Source organism: Streptomyces hainanensis, assembly GCF_004348415.1.
Lineage (GTDB): Bacteria > Actinomycetota > Actinomycetes > Streptomycetales > Streptomycetaceae > Streptomyces > Streptomyces hainanensis.
In genome coordinates, this window is the sequence record NZ_SMKI01000106.1 from 1 (window position 1) to 18,325 (window position 18,325).

15 protein-coding genes and 1 tRNA gene are annotated in these 18,325 nt (G+C 70.9%); 4 read left to right on the forward strand and 12 right to left on the reverse strand.

What is annotated here, in order from left to right; all coding sequences use genetic code 11:
- The 5 genes from E1283_RS12415 to E1283_RS12430 all read right to left on the reverse strand — a co-directional run.
- The coding region (locus tag E1283_RS12415; protein WP_132818044.1) for a methyltransferase domain-containing protein at positions 1 to 720 on the reverse strand (720 nt) is incomplete at its 3' end.
- Complete coding sequence (gene tgmB / locus E1283_RS12420; protein ID WP_132818045.1) at positions 717 to 1,685, reverse strand: ATP-grasp ribosomal peptide maturase; 969 nt, start codon at positions 1,683 to 1,685, stop codon at positions 717 to 719. The genes E1283_RS12415 and tgmB, both read right to left, overlap by 4 nt.
- A 25-nt stretch (positions 1,686 to 1,710) precedes the next feature.
- Positions 1,711 to 2,001 (reverse strand): putative ATP-grasp-modified RiPP, encoded by a 291-nt coding sequence (gene tgmA / locus E1283_RS12425; RefSeq protein ID WP_132818046.1) that lies wholly within the window; start codon positions 1,999 to 2,001, stop codon positions 1,711 to 1,713.
- Positions 2,002 to 2,098: 97 nt separating this feature from the next.
- Positions 2,099 to 2,163 (reverse strand) — tRNA-Phe (locus E1283_RS37220).
- The gene (locus E1283_RS12430) at positions 2,148 to 2,699 is read right to left on the reverse strand and encodes an ATP-binding protein (protein WP_132818047.1); all 552 of its coding nucleotides are present in this window, start codon (positions 2,697 to 2,699) and stop codon (positions 2,148 to 2,150) included. The genes E1283_RS37220 and E1283_RS12430 overlap by 16 nt, the downstream gene beginning before the upstream one ends.
- 144 nt (positions 2,700 to 2,843) lie before the next feature.
- Between E1283_RS12430 and E1283_RS12435 the strand changes: the two genes are divergently transcribed.
- A complete protein-coding gene (locus tag E1283_RS12435; protein WP_243744797.1) occupies positions 2,844 to 4,193 on the forward strand; it encodes an NsdA family TPR-like regulatory protein in 1,350 nt (449 codons plus the stop codon).
- A 30-nt stretch (positions 4,194 to 4,223) separates the two neighbouring features.
- Positions 4,224 to 4,709, forward strand: coding sequence for an SAM-dependent methyltransferase (locus E1283_RS12440; protein ID WP_132818048.1), 486 nt, complete (start codon positions 4,224 to 4,226; stop codon positions 4,707 to 4,709).
- 83 nt (positions 4,710 to 4,792) lie between these two features.
- Here E1283_RS12440 and E1283_RS12445 read toward each other — a convergent pair whose 3' ends face one another.
- From E1283_RS12445 to E1283_RS12470, 6 genes are all read right to left on the reverse strand, one after another.
- The gene (locus E1283_RS12445; protein ID WP_132818049.1) at positions 4,793 to 6,493 is read right to left on the reverse strand and encodes a carbohydrate-binding module family 20 domain-containing protein; all 1,701 of its coding nucleotides are present in this window, start codon (positions 6,491 to 6,493) and stop codon (positions 4,793 to 4,795) included.
- Positions 6,494 to 6,670: 177 nt separating this feature from the next.
- On the reverse strand, positions 6,671 to 7,696 hold the full coding sequence (locus E1283_RS12450) for a LacI family DNA-binding transcriptional regulator (protein WP_243744798.1): 1,026 nt from the start codon (positions 7,694 to 7,696) through the stop codon (positions 6,671 to 6,673).
- Positions 7,684 to 9,408, reverse strand: coding sequence for a glycoside hydrolase family 13 protein (locus tag E1283_RS12455; RefSeq protein WP_132818050.1), 1,725 nt, complete (start codon positions 9,406 to 9,408; stop codon positions 7,684 to 7,686). The genes E1283_RS12450 and E1283_RS12455 overlap by 13 nt, the downstream gene beginning before the upstream one ends.
- Positions 9,409 to 9,451: 43 nt before the next feature.
- The gene (locus E1283_RS12460; RefSeq protein ID WP_132818051.1) at positions 9,452 to 10,381 is read right to left on the reverse strand and encodes a sugar ABC transporter permease; all 930 of its coding nucleotides are present in this window, start codon (positions 10,379 to 10,381) and stop codon (positions 9,452 to 9,454) included.
- 2 nt (positions 10,382 to 10,383) lie between these two features.
- Positions 10,384 to 11,412 carry a carbohydrate ABC transporter permease gene (locus E1283_RS12465; protein ID WP_132818052.1) on the reverse strand — a complete coding sequence of 343 codons (1,029 nt, stop codon included), beginning with the start codon at positions 11,410 to 11,412 and terminating at the stop codon, positions 10,384 to 10,386.
- A gap of 25 nt (positions 11,413 to 11,437) precedes the next feature.
- Entirely contained in the window at positions 11,438 to 12,691 is a 1,254-nt protein-coding gene (locus tag E1283_RS12470; protein WP_132818053.1) for an extracellular solute-binding protein, read from the reverse strand.
- Between the two features lie 280 nt (positions 12,692 to 12,971).
- On the opposite strand from E1283_RS12470, the gene E1283_RS12475 reads away from it, so the two are divergent.
- Entirely contained in the window at positions 12,972 to 13,994 is a 1,023-nt protein-coding gene (locus E1283_RS12475) for a LacI family DNA-binding transcriptional regulator (protein WP_132818054.1), read from the forward strand.
- Positions 13,995 to 14,287: 293 nt separating this feature from the next.
- Entirely contained in the window at positions 14,288 to 15,169 is an 882-nt protein-coding gene (locus E1283_RS12480; protein WP_132818055.1) for a phosphatase PAP2 family protein, read from the forward strand.
- Between the two features lie 4 nt (positions 15,170 to 15,173).
- Here the strand turns inward: E1283_RS12480 and E1283_RS12485 are convergent, their stop codons facing one another.
- The gene (locus E1283_RS12485) at positions 15,174 to 18,173 is read right to left on the reverse strand and encodes a bifunctional [glutamine synthetase] adenylyltransferase/[glutamine synthetase]-adenylyl-L-tyrosine phosphorylase (RefSeq protein WP_132818056.1); all 3,000 of its coding nucleotides are present in this window, start codon (positions 18,171 to 18,173) and stop codon (positions 15,174 to 15,176) included.
- Between the last annotated feature and the right edge of the window lie 152 nt (positions 18,174 to 18,325).

Sequence of the window (18,325 nt, forward strand, 5' to 3'; positions counted from 1 at the left end):
GACGTGGCCGGCGGCGGGTCGGGCGGGCATGAACCCGGCTTCCTCGGGGAGGTAGCGCCCCTCTGCGCCGCCGTCGTCGCGCGCGATCATGCGCACGATGCCGGCTCCGACGTTGGTGACGATGACGCCGCCGGGCCGGAGTTGCTGGAGCCAGGCCGAGGGGATGCGGTGGACGCCGCAGGTGGCCAGGATGCCGTCGTAGGGGCCGCTGTCCGGGGCACCGCCGATTCCGTCGGTGGTGATGATCTCGGGCTCGTAGCCGATGCCGCGGAGCTTGTCGCGGGCCGCTTCGGTCAGTGCCGGGTCGATGTCCACGCTCACGACGTGATCGGCGCCCAGGCGGTGACACAGGAGTGCGGTGTTGTATCCGGTGCCTGTGCCGATCTCCAGTACGCGGTTGCCGTCGCTGACGGTGAAGGCTTCGAGCATACGAGCCATCAACGACGGCTGGCTGGAGCTGCTGGTGGCGGTACCGGCGGCGTCCCGTTGGGTGATCAGGGAGTCGTCGCTGTACACCGTCGGCCAGAACTCCGGGTCGTCCGGGGTGTAGTCACGCAGGCCTCTGCTGGTGCGCACGGAGAAGGTCGGGGCGAAGACCTCTCGCGGCACGGCGGCGAAGGCCGCCCGCCATCCGTCGGTGCGCAGGTCGCCGCTGGCGACCAGCGCCTCGGTCAGCTGGGAGCGTGCGGAGCGTGCCGCCTCGGCGGTGAGCAGGCTCATACGGGGGTATTCCCTTCGAGTTCGTCGGCGATGGCGTGGGTGATGGGCTCGCGCAGGGCAGGGACGAAGCCGTACTGGCCGTTGGGGTTGATGTCCACCAGGAACCAGTCGTTGTCCCGGTTAACGAGGAAGTCGCATGCCAGGTAGCGGAGGCGGAAGGCGTCCATGAGGCGACGCAAGCCGTTCGCGATGTCCTGGGGGACGGCGCATATGCGGTAGGTCAACGACTCGTAGTCGCGCCGGAAGTCGATGCGTGAGGCTTCGGAACCGGCGTGGATCTCGGCGGCGAAGACGCGTCGGCCGACGCAGGTCACCCGCACCTCGTACACCTTGTCGATCCACTCCTGAAACTGGTGAGCGGTGCGGGACACCTGCTCGGTGATGTCGTCGGCCCGGACCCGACTGGTCCACACGGCCATCTGCCGACCGTCCGGGCTCCGTGGCGACGCCGCCGCGAGCGCCTTGTAGGCGGCTACCTGGTGTGGGGCGGTGCGGATGAACTCCCGTGCCTGGGCGGGATCGTTGGTGATGAGCGTGCGCGGGATCCGCAATCCGCAGCGCCGTGCCGTGGCCAGGGCGCGTGGTGCGACGTCGGCCATCGCGTTGTCGTGCGGGTGGTTCACCCAGCGGCATCGCAACGAGGTGAGCACGCCGCCGAATCCCGCCCGCGCCTCGTCGTTGGCCCACCGCGTCGCTTCGGTGCCCATGTCGGGGTGGAAGCGGAAGGGGCCAGGCCGCCGGTAGTAGACCGCGGTGATCTCGTCGAGACGAAGGTCCCGGTGCTGGCCTCGCCAGACGCCTTGCCAGTTCTCCCGATCAGGGCCGAGATAGGCACTCATGGCCAGATCCTCGGGGAACTCGCCGGGATCAAGCCGGTGCACGGCGATTCTCGGGCGGCGCAGTTCCGTGATCACCAGGTCGGCAGTCGCGTCGAGTAACGGGCGGGACAGCACCAGGACCTTCATCCATCAGCTCCTCGTCGTCGTCAGGTCAGTCCTTGTCGTTCGCCTTGTCCACCGCGAGCTGCATGTCCTCACGGGTCTGACTGACCGTCTCGAACGCCGACTTCATCGACGGCTCGTGAATGAACGGGATGTCGTTCTCCGTGACCGCGACCTGCCGCTCCGGGCAGTAGCTCAGGCCCACCGTCAGCGACGCCTCGTCGCCGGTCGACTCCGAGAGCAGGGCAGTACTCATCCCGAAGGGCTGGACGGTGCCGGTCGAAGGCGACTGGTCCGTCGGGACGTGCTTCGGGAACACCGGCGGTGCGAGGGTGCTCATAGCTGCTCCTCTGTCGTTCTTGCGTGGATGTGGTCGGCCTGCTCCCGGGCGCATCAGGGCAACGAGGTTCCCGCTGTGCCGATGTGTCCGGGCGTGCCGGAGGTCGGAATCGAACCGACGTGTCAACGCCTTTTCAGCGCGCCCGCTCACCGCTGGCTCTCCTTTGTCAACCAGCACGCGAACCAGACGCATTTCGCCCCCAGATGAGGCGCCACGGTCTCCCAACCGAACAGTGGGCACATCTCCCGCAGCAGCCAGAGTCCCCTCCCCGATTCCTCGTTCCAGTTCGGAACACGTACCGCTGGCAGCACGGGAGATCGGTCGAATACCCGGATGACCGCTCGATCTCCGACCCGGGAAACGCTGAGACGGCAGGTACCTCCAACGTGCTTGCACACATTGGCCAGCAATTCCGAGACACCCAAGCGAGTCAGTATCACCGCGTCCAGGTCGCCCCCGAGCTTCATGACCGTCTCAGCCGCGATTCCCCGCCACCGCTCGATATCCCTCGGGCGAACCACTATGTTCCAGGCGTACGTCTCTTCCCCCTCGGCGCCTTGCTCGGTAACGACTGCCATGGGTACCTCCGGCTGTGACGGCCGTGCGTCTGTATCGGCAGGGTCCAAGAACGCCTCACGGATATCGGCGGTGGTCGGGTGCTGCCTGCCGCTTGCACACCAGTCAACGAGCTGGCGCACGTGAATCCCAGGGCATGACCAGGGGAGATGTGTATACCGTGTTTAGCGGCGCGGCGTTCGCACTGGCTAAGTTGGAAGCAGCCGATGCTCGGAGAGGGATCGATGGAAGGACCAAGGACGAGGGGCCAGACATCCAACGACTCGTTGCGGTCAGCCCTGAAGTCCGCTGGCATCACCTACGAGGCTCTGGCCTCGGCAGTTCGTTCAGCGGCGGCGGAGGCCGGCATCGCCCTGCGGACCAACCGCTCGGCTGTGGCGCACTGGGTGGCAGGCTCCCAGCCCGCTGAAGAAGCGCTTCCCTACGTGATCGAAGCCCTGTCTCGGCTCCTGAAGCGCTCGGTGTCTCCGAAGGACATTGGCTTAGCGGCGACTTCCCTGGGGGATGCGCTGGATTGGTGTGCGGATACGCTGGCAGCGCTGCACGAGCTGGGGAGTGTTGACTTGGATCTTCGGCGTAGGCATGTTCTGAAGGCTGCCGCATACTCCGTTGGGGCCCTCGGTGTCCCGGACTCCGCTTGGTGGATGGAGCGGGCCCATCGCCCTGTCCGCCAGCCAAAGAGCCGACACACGGTGGGGCGTGGCGATCTCGACGCCGCACGGGAGATGGTGGCGTTGTTCTCCCGTATCGACCAGCGGCACGGCGGCGGTCACGCCCGCAGCGCCGTGGTGCAGTACCTCACCACGGACGTCACCGGCTACCTCCATGGCCGCTTCCTCGACGACGACGTGCGCCGGGGCATGTACACCGCGGCCAGCGAGCTGGCCTATCTGTCCGGCTGGATGGCGTTCGACAACGGAGAGCATCCCGTTGCCCAGCGCTACCTCACGACAGCCGTCAGCCTGGCAGCGGAAGCGGACGATGCGCCCATGGCTGGCCACGTACTACGCGCTATGGCTCACCAAGCAATCGAACTCCGCCATCCGACGGAGGCGCTGAATCTCGCGGGCGCCTCCGTGGAGGGAAGCCGATACGCCTCGGCATCCCCACGCGAACGCTCCCTGCTCGGCGTCGTACACGCCCGAGCACTCGCCGCCGCCGGCGAGAGACAGGCTGCCGCAGCCGCGCTACTGCGCGCCGAGGACGACTTGGCGGCGGCCTCTCCTGGCGACGACGAGCCAGGCCGGGTGTTCTTCTTCGGCGAGGCCAGCCTCGCGCACGAAACCGCCTGCGTCCTGCGGGACACCGGAGATCTCGACGGAGCCAAGCGTGAGTTTCGCCGCAGCGTCCGCACGCGCAAAGCCTCTTCCTTCACCCGGACGCACGCAGTGACGCTGGGCTACCTCGGATCCGTGCAGGCACGACAGGGGGCCATCGAGGAAGCGTGCGCGACGTGGTCCCGTGCCCTCGACCTCATGGACGGTGTCCACTCAGCCCGTGCCCGACGTACCGCCGCGGACATGCGTCGTGCGCTGTCGCCGGTACGGGCCCGGGGCATCCCCCTCGTCAGAGAGATCAACCATCGAGCCGCCGTGTTCCTGTCGCAGTCTTCCTGAAGCACGAGCATGAGCACCTGGAGACCGCAGATGCCTGAGGAGTTCACCGTCGTCCCCGTCGCCCACGTCGTGGGCGGCCGGATCGAGCCGACCGACGACTACTGGGGCGGCAGCCGCGCCATCATCCGCATCGACTCGAAGAAGTTCGGTACCGGCTGCGTCCTCGGCCTGGAGGACTTCTCGCACATCGAGGTCGTCTTCCGGTTCCACCTCACGGACCCAACCGATCTTCACCCTGAACCACGGCGCCCAAGGGACAACCCCGACTGGCCAGCGGGAGGCATCTTCGCCCACCGCAACATGCGACGGCTCAACTGGCTCGGAGTGTCACGCTGCCGCTTGCTCGGAGTCGATGGTCTCGACCTCCACGTGGAGGACCTGGACGCCGTGGACGGCACACCCGTACTGGACATCAAGCCCTGGTTCAAGGAAATGGGTCCACGTGGAGAGGTTGATCAACCGGCCTGGCCAACCCAGATGTTGAGGGACTACTACAACGCCCCGCCAGGTGACTAGTACAGCGGATTCCCGCCGTCAGAAGCCTGCCGCCACGGGCCCCGGAGGCTTCCTCCGGGGCCGTGACGTTGGCCGTTGTCCGGTCACGTTCGCCAGGTGTCGTTGAGGGTGACCAAGCCGCCTGCGGGCACGGTGGCGGTGCGGTTGGCGCCGGACTCCCAGGTGACGCCGGTGCCGCCGTCCCAGCGGCGCACGTACTTGTACTGGAAGGTGGTGCCGGCCGGCAGGGCGAGGTTCAGCCGCCAGACCGGGTAGCCGTCGGCGCTCAGCCGGATCGCCCTGGCCGGGTCCCAGCCGCCGAGCTGCGCGAGGTCGCCCACCACGTAGATGTTCTCGCCGGGTTGCGTGGTGGCGTTCACCTGGAACAGGGCGCCCGCCGCGACCGGGGTGTCACAGGTGCGGGCGCCGGTGTGCAGGGCGAGCGCCGTGTTGCTGCCCAGGGTCGCGGTGAACTGCCCGGAGCCGTTGACCGTCACCGGGTTGCCGGTCTGGACGTCGCAGTAGGTGCCGGCGGCCAGCGACGTCTGGTAGGTGCGGGTGAGGGCCGAACCCTCGTGGTTGATGGCGACGAAGCCCGCCGCGCCGCGGCCGAAGGCGATCGCGTCGTTGCCGTTGTCCCACCAGTTGGTGACGGGCTGGCCGTTGGTCGCGTTGCGGAAGCCCACCATGGACTCGATCTCGGGCCAGGCGTGCTGGCACTCCCAGCCTCCCTGCCAACAGGCGCTCACCGCGCCGTTGTTGGGCGGCCCCGCGTCGTGGTCGGTGAACTGGTAGCCGGAGTGGACGTCGGGCGAGCCGTAGGGCCAGGCCAGCATGAAGACGTTGGCCAGCGTGTAGTTCGCGCCGTCGCGGTAGTTGAGGGTGGAGCCGTTCCGTTCGGTGTCGTGGTTGTCGACGAAGACGGCGGCCCGGTCGTCCGACAGGTAGCCCCAGCCCTCGCCGAAGTTGGCGAGGTAGGCCAGGTTCTCGTTCTGGAAGACCCGCTTGAGGTCGCGGCCGTAGCGGAACTCCTGGACGTCGCCGTTGCCCAGGTACTCGCTCGGCTGCACGGCCTCGCCCGCGCCGTGGATGACCTCCTGCTTCCAGTAGGCGTTCGGGTCGTCGAGGCGGGAGCGGATGGCCGCCAGGTCGGCGGCCGCCATGTGCTTGGCGGCGTCGACGCGGAAGCCGGCGACGCCGAGGGACAGCAGGTCGTTCATGTAGTCGGCGATGCGCTGCCGGACGTAGTCCTTGCCGGTGTCGAGGTCGGCGAGGCCGACCAGCTCGCAGTTCTGGACGTCGCCGCGGTCGGCGTAGTTGGCGATGTTCCGCCGGCAGGTGTGGAAGTCGCCGTCGCTGTACGGGGCGGCCGGATAGTCGTACTTGGTGTAGGCGGAGCCGCCGGTGCCGGTGCCCGAGCCCGCGGTCATGTGGTTGATGACGGTGTCGACGACCACGCCGACGCCGGCCGCGGCGCAGCGGTCGACCATGTTCTCGAACTGGGCGCGGTCGCCGAGCCTGCTCTGGATGCGGTAGCTGACGGGCTGGTAGGCGGTCCACCACTGGCCGCCCTGGATCTGCTCCTGTGGCGGCGAGACCTGGACGTAGCCGTAGCCGGCCGGCCCGAGCCGCTGCTGGCACTCGCGGCCGATGGAGTCGAAGTTCCAGTTGAAGAGGACCGCGGTGACGTCCCGGGCACCGGGTGGTGCGGCCTGGGCGGGGGTCGCGGCGGTGAGCGAGACCACGGAGCCGGCGACGGCCAACAGGCCGGCCAGCACGCTGCTCGCGAGTTGTCGGATGCGCATGAACGCCTCCCGGAGGACGGAGGGCCTGCAAGGGGAAGAAAGAACTGCAAGAACTTGCGGAGACCGTAGGGGCGTCAGCCAGGTCGGTCAAGGCATCGCGCACGACTCCCGTAACCTCCGCGCCACGACTCCGCAATTTCTTGCGAAGCGCGGCGCGTTCGCGCACCCGACGAGCGGTCAGCCGCGCGGCGCCACGGCGGTCGAGCCGCGCAGCACGAGCTCCGGTTGGAAGACGAACTCGGTGTGCTGCACGAGGTTGCCGCCGATCTCCTCGAGCAGCGCGTCGACCGCCGCGCTCGCCATGGCCCGCACCGGCTGGCGGAGCGTGGTCAACGGCGGGTCGGTGAAGGCGAACAGGTCGGAGTCGTCGTAGCCGACGACCGACACGTCGGTGGGCACGTCGAGGCCACGCTGCCGCACCGCCCGGATGGCGCCGAGCGCCATCATGTCGCTGCCGCAGACGACGGCGGTGCAGCCGGCGTCCAGCAGGGAGGTGGTGGCGGCCTGGCCGCCCTCGACGCTGAACAGCGTGTGCTGCACGACGCCCCGCCCGTTCAGCTCGGCCTCGAAGCCGGCGACCTTGCGCCGCACCGGGACGAACCGGTGCGGCCCCACGGCGAGGCCTATCCGCTCGTGGCCGAGGGCCTGTAGGTGACGCACCGCGATCCGCGTCGCGGCGGCGTCGTCCGGGGAGACGAACGGCGCGTTGATCCGCTCGTTGAAGCCGTTGATCAGCACGAACGGCACGCCGCGCCCGGCCAGCCTGGCGTAGCGCGCCGGGTCGGCGGTGGTGTCGGCGTGCAGCCCGGAGAGGAACACGATGCCGGTGACGCCGCGTTCGACGAGTTGGTCGACGAGGTCGTCCTCGGTGGCGCCGCCCGGCGACTGGGTGCACAGCACCGGGGTGTAGCCGTGGCCGGCCAGCACCTGCTCTATCACCTGGGCGAAGGCCGGGAAGATGGGGTTGGTCAACTCGGGGATGACCAGCCCGATCAGCCCCGCGCTGCGCTGCCGCAGGCGCAGCGGGCGCTCGTAGCCGAGGACGTCGAGGGCGGCGAGCACCCGCTGCCGGGTGGCCGCCGCCACCCCCGACTTGCCGTTGAGCACCCGGCTGACCGTGGCCTCGCTGACCCGGGCCTGCTGGGCGATGTCGGCGAGCCGGGGGCTCCTGGCGTCCGAGCCCGGATCGCTCACTCCCCCCACCAGACGGTGGTGTCGGCCGGCAGCACGGTGCCCGCCGGCCAGGGGCCGCTGGCCAGCAGCCGGCTGCCGCCGGGGGTGAGGACGTCGGGCAGTTCGACGGGCTTGTCGGTGGTGTTGACGGCGCAGACCACCGCGGTGTTTCCCCCGGACTCCTCCCCCGGACTCCGTCCGGGAGGTGCCCCCAGGGATGTGCCCCCACAAGCCGACCGCCGCCGGAAGGCCAGCACCCCGGGCGGGGTGGCCAGCCACTCGACGCCGTCGCCGGCGCCGAGCGCCGGCTGCGTGCGGCGGATCGCCAGCGCCGCCCGGTACAGCTCCAGGGTGGCGGCGGGGTCGCCGGCCTGGGCGGCGACGGAGAGCTTGCCCCAGGCGGGCGGCTGCGGCAGCCAGCTGCCGCCGTCGCCGAAGCCGAACGAACTGCCCTGCGCCGTCCAGGGGATGGGCACCCGGCAGCCGTCCCGCAGCCCGTCCTGCCCGTCGTCGGCGTCGTCGTGGTGGCCGGCGCGCCGGAAGAACGCCGGGTCCTGGCGCACCTCGTCCGGCAGGTCGACGACCTCGGGCAGGCCGAGCTCCTCGCCCTGGTAGAGGTAGGCGGAGCCGGGCAGCGCCAGCATCAGCAGGGTGGCGGCCCTGGCGCGGGCGAGGCTGCCGCCCAGCCGGGTGCGGTGCCTGACCACGTCGTGGTTGGAGAGCACCCAGGTGGTGGGGGCGCCGACCGGCCGCATGGAGTCGAGCGAGCTGTCGATGACCTGCCGGAGCTCGTCGGCGCCCCAGGGGGTGTTCAGGTAGTGGAAGTTGAACGCCTGGTGCAGCTCGTCGGGGCGGACGTAGAGCGCGGTGCGCTCGGCGGTGGGGGTCCACGCCTCGGCGACGGCGATGCGCTGCTGCGGGTACTCGTCGAGGATCTTGCGCCAGGAGCGGTAGATCTCGTGGACGCCGTCCTGGTCGAAGAACGGCAGCACGTCGGTGCCGAGCATCCTGAGCTGCCCCGACTGGCCCATGTCGGGCAGTCCCGCCTCCTTGATCAGGCCGTGCGCGACGTCGATCCGGAAGCCGTCGACGCCCATGTCCAGCCAGAAGCGCAGCACGGAGCGGAACTCGTCGTGGACGGCCTGGTTGTCCCAGTTGAGGTCGGGCTGTTCGGGGGCGAAGAGGTGGAGGTACCACTCGCCCGGGGTGCCGTCCGGGTTGGTGGTACGGGTCCAGGCGGGGCCGCCGAAGATGGACTCCCAGTCGTTGGGCGGGAGTTCCCCGTCGGTGCCCTTGCCGGGCCGGAAGTGGTAGCGGTCCCGCAGCGGGGATCCCGGGCCCTGGCGGAGCGCGCGCTGGAACCACTCGTGCCGGTCGGACGAGTGGTTGGGCACCAGGTCGACGATGATCCGCAGGCCGAGGTCGTGGGCGTCGCGGATGAGGGCGTCCGCGTCGTGCAGGTCGCCGAACATCGGGTCGATGGCGCGGTAGTCGGCGACGTCGTAGCCGGCGTCCGCCTGGGGTGAGGCGTAGAACGGGCTCAGCCACACGGCGTCCACGCCGAGCTCGGCGAGGTAGGGCAGCCGGCTGCGGATGCCGGACAGATCGCCCATGCCGTCCCCGTCGCCGTCGGCGAAGGATCGCGGGTAGACCTGGTAGATGACCGCGTCGCGCCACCAGTCCGGCCGGCTTTCGGTGCCGGGGCCGTTCGGCTCGGTGCGGTCGGCGAGGTGCTGGGTCATGTCATCCCTGGGTGGTTGGGGCCGGTCGGGAGGGTGGGGTCGGTCAGGACTTCGTCGCGCCGGCCGTCAGGCCGGACTGCAGGTGGCGCTGCGCGTAGCCGAAGACGAGCGTGGCGGGCACCGCGATCAGCACGGCCGCCGCCGTCATCAGGTGCCAGTCCTGGGTGTGCTGGTTGACGAAGGTCTGGAGGCCGCCCGCGAGCGTGAGGTTGGTCTCGCCGGTCAGGAACGCGGTGGCGTAGGCGACCTCGGCCCAGGCGGTGACGAAGGTGTAGAAGCCGGTGACGGCGAGGCCCGGCCTGGCCAGCGGCATGACGAGCCGCCAGAAGGTGCCGAACGGGGAGAGCCCGTCGACCCGGCCCGACTCGTCGATGGAGACCGGGATGGTGTCGAAGAAGCCCTTCATCATCCAGGCGCAGAACGGCACGGCGATGGTCAGGTAGGTGACGATCAGCGCGACGGGCTGGTTGAGCAGGCCGTAGCGCGACATCAGGTTGTAGAGCGGCACGATCAGCACCGCCATCGGGAACATCTGGGTGATCAGCAGGGTCCACATCAGCGGGCGCATGCCGGGGAAGCGGAAGCGGCTGAGCGCGTACCCGGTGGTGGCGGAGATCAGCACGCCGACCACGGTGGTGACGACCACGATCAGCACCGAGTTGCCGAACCAGGTGAGGAACTCGGTGTCGTTGATGACGTGGTCGTAGTTGTCCAGCGTGAAGTCGGAGAGGAAGGAGAGCGTGAAGGTGTCGCTCTTCGGCTTGAAGGAGGTGACCAGCAGCCAGAAGGGCGGGAAGACCGCGATCACCGCGGCGAGCAGCAGCGCCAGGTGCAGGCCGACGGAGGCGCGCCGGGAGCGCTCCCCGCGCCGCCGCGGCCGCCCGCGGCCGGATCGCCCGGATCGGTCGGATCGGTCGGATCGGTCGGATCGGTCGGATCGGTCCGACGCGTGTGCCGAATCGACGGTGGCCATGGTCACCACACCTCTCCCTGCCTGCGGAGCGCCCTGCGGTACCCGATCGCGAACAGCACCAGGAGCAGCAGGATGAGCACGCCCCAGGCGGCCGAGTTGGCGAAGTCGCGCGGGCTGGAGACGAAGGCCAGCCGGAAGGCCTCGGTCACCAGGATGTCGGTGGATCCGGCCGGACCGCCGCGGGTCAGCAGGAAGATCACCGGGAACATGTTGAAGGTCCAGATGGTGCTGAGCAGCACCACGGTCATGCTGACCGAACGGACGCCGGGGAGCGTGATGTTCCAGAACCGCTGCCAGGCGTTGGCGCCGTCCATCTCGGCGGCCTCGTACTGCTCGCCCGGGATGGACTGGAGGGCGCCGAGCATGGCGATCAGCATGAAGGGGACGCCGAGCCAGACGTTGACGGCGATCACGGCGACCTTGGCCCAGGTGGGGTCGGACAGCCAGGCGATGCCGTCGATGCCGCCCTTGTCGAGCAGGCCGTTGAGGATGCCGTTGCGCTCGTTGTAGAGCATCCGCCAGGCGAAGACGGAGACGAAGGCCGGGATGGCCCAGGGCAGGATGAGCGCCATCCGGTAGAGGGTGCGGCCGCGGAAGGCGCGGTTGAGCATCACGGCGAGGCCGAGGCCGAGCAGGAAGGTGATGCCGACGCAGGCGACCGTCCAGACGACGGTCCAGCCGAGCCGGTCCCAGAAGTCGCTGTCCCCGAGGATCCTGGAGTAGTTCTCCAGGCCGACGAACTCGTACGTCGCCTCGATCTTGTTGACGCCGATCTGCCGCTCCACGTTGGCCTCGTCGGCGTCGGTGAGCGAGAGGTAGACGCCGCGGACCAGGGGCCAGCCGATGATCACCGCGATCACGGCGACCACCGGCGCGATCATGGCCCAGGCGTACCAGTAGGTGGCGAGCCGGCGGCGCAGCGGCCCGGTGGGCCGGTCGGCGCCCCGCCCGCGGCGGGGGCCGCGGGCGCGCTCGGCGCCCGCGGCCGGGACCGGGGCCGTGCCCGGTGCTTTCACGGTGTCAGCGGCCATCGTGTCGGCCCTCCCCGCCCATCGCTCACTGCCAGTCTTCGAGGAGGTCGCGGTAGGCGTCGCCGGTGTCGGCGGCCGCCTGCTCGGGCGAGGCGGAGCCGGTGAGCATGGCCTCGATCGAGATCTGCAGCGGCTCGAAGAGCGACTGGGCCTGCGGGATCCAGGGGCGCTCGTGCGCCACGTCCACGGCGGGCTTGAAGAACTGCACCATCTCGTTGTCCACGACGGACTGTTCGGCGTAGACGGACTCGCGGGTGGGGAGCAGGCTCAGCTCCTCGGTGATCCGCTGCTGGGTCGCGGCCGAGCTCATGTAGCGGACGAACTCGAAGGAGGCGTCGGAGTCCGGGGTGCCGGCGTACACGCCGTAGTTCCAGCCGCCGAGCGGGGAGCCCTGCGCCTGGCCGCCGGCGGGGACGGGGGCGACGCCGAGGTCCTCGCCGAGGGCGGCGGTGGCGTCGGCGATGGCCCAGGGGCCGTTGATCATCATGGCGACCTCGCCCGCGGCGAAGCCGGACATCATGTTCTCCCAGCCGTCGGTGGTGTCGGTGATACCGGCGCCGGACTCGATCAGCTCGTTCATCCGGGCGAAGGCGGCGGTGCCGGCCTCGTCGTCGATGGTGACCTGCTGCGCCTCGTCGTCCACCAGGTCGCCGCCCTCGCCGTAGAGGAAGGGCAGGAACCAGTAGGGGTCGTCGCCGCGGACGTAGAGCGGGGTGACGCCCTGTTCCTCGAAGGCGGGCTGGGCGGCCTCGACGTCGTCGAGCGACTCGGGCACCTCGACGCCGGCCTCCTCCAGCAGGCTCCGGTTGTAGAAGAGCGCGAGGGTGTCGGTGACCTGCGGAACGGCGTAGGTCTGGCCCTCGTACTGGGTGCTGGCCCAGGCCGTCTCCAGGAAGTCGTCCTGGTTCTCCAGGGCGGCGGTGTCGTCGAGCGGGTAGAGGTAGCCGAGGCTGGCGAAGTCGGCCACCCAGGCGACCTCGGTGCGCATCACGTCCGGCGCCTCGTTGGCACCGGCCGCGTTCTTGAACCGGTTCTGCGCGTCGTCGAAGCCGATGTTGACGTACTCGACGGTGACGCCCGGGTTCTCGGTCTCGAAGTCCTCGGCGACCGCCTGGAAGACCTCGGCCTCGGTCTCGTTGGAGGTGTCCCAGAAGGTGACGGTGCCGGTCAACTCGCCGCCGGCACCGTCGTCCCCGCTGGAGTCGTCGTCGCTGCCGCAAGCCGTTGCGGCAAGAGCCAGCGCCGCTACCACGGCTGTCGTCCCTATGCTGCGCCGCATGTGAACTCCTTCAAAGCGTTACGCCCGGTTCGGGGCGGGGCGGAGCCGCCCCGCTGCGTCGCGCCACTGCGGCGCCGGGCTGGCAGGAACGTAACAGTGGGGCAATGCTTTGGAAAGACCTTGCGGCAATTTTCTGCAAGGAAGATTATGGGGCCAATCCACCCGAATCCGTCCCACGCCGGCGCACGCTGAGTGAGCGTCAGGGGACGAACTGCCGCAATCCGGCACACTCCGCCCGGCCGGTGGGCAGGCCGACCGCCGGCCGGTAAGGTCCGGAGCCATGACCGCACGGCTTGCCGACATCGCAGCCCAGGCGGGGGTCAGCGAAGCGACGGTCAGCCGGGTGCTCAACGGCAAACCGGGCGTCGCCGCCGCCACCCGCGACTCCGTGTTGACCGCACTCGACCTGCTGGGCTACGAGCGCCCGGCCCGGCTCCAGAAGCGGAGCGCGGGCCTGGTGGGGCTGATCACCCCCGAGTTGGAGAACCCGATCTTCCCGGCCTTCGCCCAGGTCATCTGCCAGGCGCTCACCCGCCAGGGCTACACGCCGGTGCTCGCCACCCAGACCCCGGGCGGCTCCACGGAGGACGAGCTCACCGGCATGCTGGTCGAGCGCGGCGTGGCCGGCATCATCTTCATCTCGGGCCTGCACGCCGACACCAGCGCCGACATGGAGCGCTACGAGCGACTACGCGGCCACGGCGTGCCGTTCGTGCTGATCAACGGCTTCTCGCCGAAGGTACGGGCGCCCTCCGTCTCCCCCGACGACCGCGCGGCGATGCGGCTCGCCGTCACCCATCTGGCCTCGCTCGGCCACCGCCGGATCGGCCTGGCACTCGGCCCGGCCCGCTTCGTCCCGGTGCGCCGCAAGATCGAGGGCTATCTCCAGGCCGTGCGCGAGGAGTTGGGCCTCCCGACCGGGGAGGCCGAGCGGTTCGTGGAACACTCGCTGTTCACCCTGGAGGGCGGCCAGGCGGCGGCCGCCGCGCTGCTGGAGCGCGGCTGCACGGCGGTGATCTGCGCCAGCGACATGATGGCGCTCGGCGCGATCCGCGCGGCCCGCCAGCGCGGCCTGCCGGTCCCCGAGGGCTGCTCGGTCATCGGCTTCGACGACTCGCCGCTGATCGCCTTCACCGACCCGCCGCTGACGACGATCCGTCAGCCGGTCCCGGCCATGGGCCAGGCCGCGGTCCGCGCCCTCCTCGAGGAGGTCGGCGGCACCCCGGCCCCGCCCAGCGAGTTCGTCTTCATGCCGGAGCTGGTGGTGCGGGGATCGACGACGGCGGCGCCGGCCGGGGCTTGAAGAGCCCCGATTCCGGCACCGGCCGTGGGGTGGCCGGTCGAAGACCACACCATGGGTTGACCTCCTCCCCACCAATCGGCGGGGAGTCCTTCCCTCGCGGGTTGGGCTTTCTGCTTCATCGCTGACAGCCTCCGTGGGCGGAACCACAGGCCGGGTCTTACACCAGCTCCACAGACCTCACTTCCCGCCAGCCCGGCGGTAGGTCCAAGGACGGGAGCAATCTAGCGTATCCGGACGACTTTCCCAATTGCGATGATCAGCTCGCCGTCAGTCTTCTGGCAGACTGTGTATCTATGGGGGCAGGCGGCGTCACGGTGAAAGAAGAAGAGCAAGTGGAAGCGGCTGAGCCCGTGACCAACCGGTCAGAATCGGCTTCGGCCGCCCGCCCCAGACACCTGGCCAGGCTCCGCGCCCCGCACCGGCCCAAGCTCTGGTTCGAGCTGCTGCTGATCGCCGTCAGCTACGGCGTCTACTCGCTCATCCGCAACGCGGCGCCCGAGAGCATCGATGCCGCGCAGCGGCACGCCCGCTGGATCTGGGACATCCAGGGCCACCTCAGTCTCGACTTCGAGCTGGCCGTCAACCACGCCGTCGCCGGGATCACGTGGCTGATCGTCCCGATGAACTACTACTACGCCACGCTGCACTTCGTGGTGACCATCGGCGTGCTGATCTGGCTCTTCAGGTACCACCCGGGGCGCTACGGCGCGACCCGCCTGGTGCTGTTCGCCACCACCGGGGTGGCGCTGCTCGGTTACTACTTCTTCCCGCTGGCGCCGCCCCGGCTGATGGCCGGCATGGACTTCATCGACACGGCGGCGGTGCACCGCACCTGGGGCTCGCTCTCCAACCAGGGCACCGCCATGGCCGACGTCTCCAACCAGTACGCGGCGATGCCGTCGATGCACATCGGCTGGTCCCTGTGGTGCGGGATCACCGTCGCCGTGCTGGCCCGCCCGTTGTGGCTGCGGATCCTCGGCGCGCTCTACCCGGCCCTCACCCTGCTGGTCATCGTGGCCACCGCCAACCACTTCTGGCTCGACGCGGTCGGCGGCGCGATCTGTCTCGCCTTCGGCTACCTCGTCGCCCGCCTCTGGTTCGGCCGGTGGTGCTACCGGTTGCCACGCCAGGTGCCGGAGCCGGAGCTCGCGCCGAGCGCGGCGCGCCCCTCGTAGCACCTCACCCTTCGTAGAACAGCCGCTCCACGACGGCCCTTGCGCGCCGGGTGGTGCGCCGGTAGTCGTCCAGCATCCGGCCCACCTCGCCTGGCTCGTAGCCGAGATAGCGGGCCACCGCGGCCGCCTCGCGCGGGTCGCCGGGGAACGAGTCCAGTGGCCGGCCGCGCACCAGCAGCGCCGCGTTGCGCGCCCGGGAGGCCAGCACCCACGCCTCGTCGAGCACCGCCGCGTCCTCCTCGTCGAGGAGCCCGGCGGCCGCGGCGGCCGTCAGTGCGGCCCGGGTCCTGGTGGTGCGCAACGCCGGCACCTGGGCGCCGTGCCGCAGTTGGAGGAGCTGCGCGGTCCATTCGACGTCCGAGAGCCCGCCGCGGCCCAGCTTGGTGTGCAGGGTGGGGTCGGCGCCGCGTGGCAGCCGCTCCGCCTCCATCCGGGCCTTGAGGCGGCGGATCTCGCGCACCGACTCGTCGCTCAGCCCGTCGTCCGGATAGCGCAGCGGGTCGATCAGCTCGACGAAGCGGGCGCCGAGCTCCACGTCGCCGGCCACCGGCTCGGCACGTAGCAGCGCCTGGCTCTCCCAGACCAGCGACCAGCGGCGGTAGTAGGCGGCGTAGCTGGCGAGGGAGCGAGCGAGCGGACCGTTCCTGCCCTCCGGGCGGAGCCCGGCGTCGACCAGCAGCGGAGGGTCGATGCTGGGCAGTTGCAGCAGCCGGATCATCTCGTTGGCGATGGCGAACGCGGCCCGCGCGGCCGGCTGTTCCTCGACGCCCTCGCGCGGCTCGTGGACGAGGATCACGTCGGCGTCCGAGCCGTAGCCCAGCTCGTGGCCGCCGAACCGGCCCATGGCGATGACGGCGAGCCGGGTGGGCGGCTCCGCGCCGTCCGGCGTGGTGACGGCGGTGGCCGCGCGCAACGCGGCGGCGATGGCGGCGGCGTTGATGTCGGTGAGGGCGTGGCCGACCCGGTCGAGCACCGCGGCCGGGGGCTTGGCGGCCGGGCTGTCCTCGGGCGTGTAGGCGTCGATGAGGTCGGCGGCCGCGGTGCGGAACAGCTCGCGGCGGCGGACGCCGCGCACCGCGGCGACGGCCGCCTCCGGGGTGCCGGCGCGGCGCACCGCGGCCAGCGCCTCCTGGCTGAGCGCGGACCGTTCGCGGGGGTGAAGCCCCGCCGGGTCGCCGAGCAGCGCGACGGCCTCGGGGGCGCGCAGCAACAGATCGGGGGCGAAGCGGCCGGCCGACAGCACCCGGGCCAGGTTCTCGGCGGCCGCGCCCTCGTCCCGCAGCAGCCGCAGGTACCAGGGGCTGGTGCCGAGCGCGTCGGAGACCTTGCGGAAGCCGAGGAGCCCGGAGTCCGGGTCGGCCGAGTCGGCGAACCGGTCGAGCAGCACCGGCAGCAGCGTCCGCTGGATCGCGGCCTTGCGGCTGACCCCGGAGGCCAGCGCGGTCAGGTGCCGCAGCGCGGCGACGGGGTCGGCGTAGCCGAGCGCCTCCAGGCGCTCGCGGGCCGCGGCCTGGCCGAGCCTGACGACCTGCCCCTCGCCGCCGAGCCTGGCCACGGCGTCGAGCAGCGGCCGGTAGAACAGCTTCTCGTGCAACCGCCGGACGGCCGCGGTGTGCCGGCGCCAGGCCGCCGTCAGCTCCTCGACCGGCTCGCCGAGGAACCCGAGCGACCGGCCGAGGCGGCGCAGGTCCACGTCGTCGACCGGCATCAGATGGGTGCGCCGCAGCCGGTGCAGCTGGATACGGTGCTCGACGGTGCGGAGGAAACGGTAGGACGCGTCAAGGGACCTGGCGTCCTGCCGACCGACGTAGCCGCCGGCGGCCAGCGCGTCGAGCGCGTCGAGCGTGGTGGCGTGCCGCAGCTCGGGATCGGTGCGGCCGTGCACGAGTTGCAGCAGCTGGACGGCGAACTCGACGTCACGCAGCCCGCCGGGCCCGAGCTTCAACTCCCGCTCGGCCTGGGCCGCCGGGATGGACTCCTCGACCCGGCGGCGCATCTGCTGCACGTCGGACACGAAGTTCTCCCGCTCCGCGGCCCGCCAGACCAGCGGCGCGACGGCGGCCTGGTACTCGGCGCCGAGGCCGAGGTCGCCGGCGACCGGGCGGGCCTTGAGGAGCGCCTGGAACTCCCAGGTCTTGGCCCAGCGGTGGTAGTAGGCGAGGTGGCTGGAGAGGGTGCGGACGAGCGGCCCGTTCCGGCCCTCGGGCCTGAGGTTGGCGTCCACCGGCCAGATGGTGCCCTCGGCGGTGGTGTCGGAACAGATCCGCATCATGTGGGCGGCGAGCCGGGTGGCGGCCTGGAGCGCCGGCCCCTCCTCGGTGCCGTCGGCCGGCTCCGCCACGAAGATCACGTCGACGTCCGAGACGTAGTTGAGCTCCCGGCCGCCGCACTTGCCCATCCCGATGACGGCCAGCCGGCAGGCCGCCGCGTCGGCCGGCGCCTCGCGCTGCGCGATCCGCAGCGCGGCCCGCAGCGTCGCGGTGGCGAGGTCGGCCAGCTCGGCGGCGGTCTCGGCGAACCCCGTGGTGCCGGTGATGTCCCGGGCGGCGATGGTGAGCAGCGCCCGGTAGTAGCGGACCCGGAGCCCGTCGGGGTCGATGGCCGGCGCCAGCGCCGTCTCGAACTCGACGGTCCCCGGGTGCAGGTCGGCGGTCTCGAACGCGACCAGCGCCTGCCAGTCCGCCGGATACCTGGCCAGCCGGTCGGCGAGCCCCTCCGACGCGCCGAGCACCCCGAGCAGCCGGTCCCGCAGCGGCTTGGCCGCCAGCAGTGTGTCGAGCAACAGCGCGAGCTCGTCCGCCGGCTGCGCCTCCGCGAGCCTGGCCAGCGAGCGGAGCGCGAGATCGGGATCGGCGGTGGCGCCGAGCGCGTCGAGCAACACCCCGTCGCCGGCCGCCGGACGCAACACCGGACCGTCCAACAGCAGCTCGGCGGCCCGCGGGTCGGTGAACCCCCGACGCAGCAGTTGCCCGAAACGGCTGTCCCGTCGCCCCTCGACCGGCACGGTTCGTCCCCTCTGCGGTGTCTGACACGGCCTGGGGGTGAGCGTACGCCTGCCGCGCGGTGCGCGGCGTGTGACCGGGGGCGGCTGGACGGCGAGCGCGGCCGGCGCGGCGCGGCTGGTCGCGGCGCGGTGGTTTTTCCCCCACCCACCCG

Bases quoted from the DNA above. Each gene is read 5' to 3' on its own strand.
- E1283_RS12460 (WP_132818051.1), bottom strand. From the start codon at position 10,381: ATGGCCACCGTCGATTCGGCACACGCGTCGGACCGATCCGACCGATCC.
- tgmA (WP_132818046.1), bottom strand. From the start codon at position 2,001: ATGAGCACCCTCGCACCGCCGGTGTTCCCGAAGCACGTCCCGACGGAC.
- E1283_RS12475 (WP_132818054.1), top strand. From the start codon at position 12,972: ATGACCGCACGGCTTGCCGACATCGCAGCCCAGGCGGGGGTCAGCGAA.
- E1283_RS12440 (WP_132818048.1), top strand. From the start codon at position 4,224: ATGCCTGAGGAGTTCACCGTCGTCCCCGTCGCCCACGTCGTGGGCGGC.
- E1283_RS12480 (WP_132818055.1), top strand. From the start codon at position 14,288: ATGGGGGCAGGCGGCGTCACGGTGAAAGAAGAAGAGCAAGTGGAAGCG.
- tgmB (WP_132818045.1), bottom strand. From the start codon at position 1,685: ATGAAGGTCCTGGTGCTGTCCCGCCCGTTACTCGACGCGACTGCCGAC.
- E1283_RS12455 (WP_132818050.1), bottom strand. From the start codon at position 9,408: ATGACCCAGCACCTCGCCGACCGCACCGAGCCGAACGGCCCCGGCACC.
- E1283_RS12465 (WP_132818052.1), bottom strand. From the start codon at position 11,412: ATGGCCGCTGACACCGTGAAAGCACCGGGCACGGCCCCGGTCCCGGCC.
- E1283_RS12470 (WP_132818053.1), bottom strand. From the start codon at position 12,691: ATGCGGCGCAGCATAGGGACGACAGCCGTGGTAGCGGCGCTGGCTCTT.
- E1283_RS12445 (WP_132818049.1), bottom strand. From the start codon at position 6,493: ATGCGCATCCGACAACTCGCGAGCAGCGTGCTGGCCGGCCTGTTGGCC.